Below are 1,826 nucleotides of genomic sequence, written 5' to 3' on the forward strand. Positions count from 1 at the left end.
TTCAAGGTGCCCGGCGAAACCAACACCGATGACCTGTCCCCGGCCCAGGACGCCTGGTCCCGCCCCGACATTCCGCTGCACGCCCAGGCCATGCTGAAAAACGCCCGCCCTGGCATTGAGCCCGATGAAGACGGTGTTATCGGCCCCATCACCGCCATCAACGCGCTCAAGGAAAAAGGCTTCCCCCTGGCCTATGTGGGCGACGTGGTCGGCACCGGCTCCAGCCGCAAGTCCGCCACCAACTCGGTGCTGTGGCACATGGGTGACGACATCCCCTTCGTGCCCAACAAGCGCGCCGGCGGCGTGTGCATCGGCGGCAAGATTGCCCCCATCTTCTTCAACACCATGGAAGATGCCGGCGCCCTGCCCATCGAGTGCGATGTCACCAAACTGAACACCGGCGACGTCATCGACATTTACCCCTATGAGGGCAAGATCTGCCGCCATGGCAGCGACGAGGTGGTCAGCACCTTCAAGCTGAAGACCGAGGTGCTGCTCGACGAAGTGCGCGCCGGCGGCCGTATTCCGCTGATCATCGGCCGTGGCCTGACCGACAAGGCCCGCGCCGAGCTGGGCCTGGGTCACTCCGAGGTGTTCAAGCGTCCCGCCGACGTGGCCGACACCGGCAAGGGCTACACCCTGGCCCAGAAGATGGTGGGCAAGGCCTGCGGCGTGGCGGGCGTGCGCCCCGGCCAGTACTGCGAGCCGAAGATGACTACCGTGGGCTCCCAGGACACCACCGGTCCCATGACCCGGGACGAGCTGAAGGATCTGGCCTGTCTCGGCTTCTCCGCCGACCTGACCATGCAGTCCTTCTGCCACACCGCCGCCTATCCCAAGCCGGTGGACGTGACCACCCACCACACCCTGCCCGACTTCATCATGAACCGGGGCGGCGTGTCCCTGCGCCCGGGCGACGGCGTTATTCACTCCTGGCTGAACCGCATGCTGCTGCCCGACACAGTCGGCACCGGCGGTGACTCCCACACCCGTTTCCCCATCGGTATCTCCTTCCCGGCGGGCTCCGGCCTGGTGGCCTTCGCCGCCGCCACCGGCGTGATGCCGCTGGACATGCCGGAATCCGTGCTGGTGCGCTTCAAGGGCGAAATGCAGCCCGGCATTACCCTGCGCGACCTGGTGCACGCCATTCCTTACTACGGCATCAAGCACGGTCTGCTGACCGTGGCCAAGGAAGGCAAGATCAACGAATTCTCCGGCCGGGTGCTGGAAATCGAAGGTCTGCCCCAGCTGAAGGTGGAGCAGGCGTTCGAGCTGGCCGATGCCACCGCCGAGCGCTCCGCCGCCGGCTGTACCATCAAGCTGGATAAAGAGCCGATCATCGAGTACCTGAACTCCAACATCGTGATGCTGAAGTGGATGATCGCCGAAGGTTACGGCGACCAGCGCACCCTGGAGCGGCGCATCAAGGGCATGGAAGCCTGGCTGGCCAACCCCGAGTTGCTGGAAGCGGACGCCGATGCCGAGTACGCCCACGTACTGGAAATCGACATGAGCGAGATCAAGGAGCCCATCCTGTGCGCGCCCAACGATCCCGACGACGCCCGCCTGCTGTCCGAGGTGACCGGCGAGCAGATTGAAGAGGTGTTCATCGGCTCCTGCATGACCAACATCGGCCACTTCCGCGCTGCCGGCAAGCTGCTCGACCGCTTTAAAGGCCAGCTGCCAACCCGTCTGTGGGTGGCCCCGCCCACCAAGATGGACAAGGATCAGCTCACCGCCGAAGGCTACTACGGTATCTTTGGCCGGGTCGGTGCCCGCATTGAGATCCCGGGCTGCTCCCTGTGTATGGGTAACCAGGCGCGGGT

1 protein-coding gene is annotated in these 1,826 nt (G+C 64.9%); it reads left to right on the plus strand.

Annotated features, from left to right (window positions below; translation table 11 throughout):
- Positions 1-1,826, plus strand: a 1,826-nt coding sequence (locus tag C7I36_RS16825) for a bifunctional aconitate hydratase 2/2-methylisocitrate dehydratase (RefSeq protein ID WP_106454830.1), incomplete at both ends; no start/stop codon positions are given.

The sequence above is a fragment of the Zobellella taiwanensis genome, assembly GCF_003012795.1.
Lineage (GTDB): Bacteria > Pseudomonadota > Gammaproteobacteria > Enterobacterales > Aeromonadaceae > Oceanimonas > Oceanimonas taiwanensis.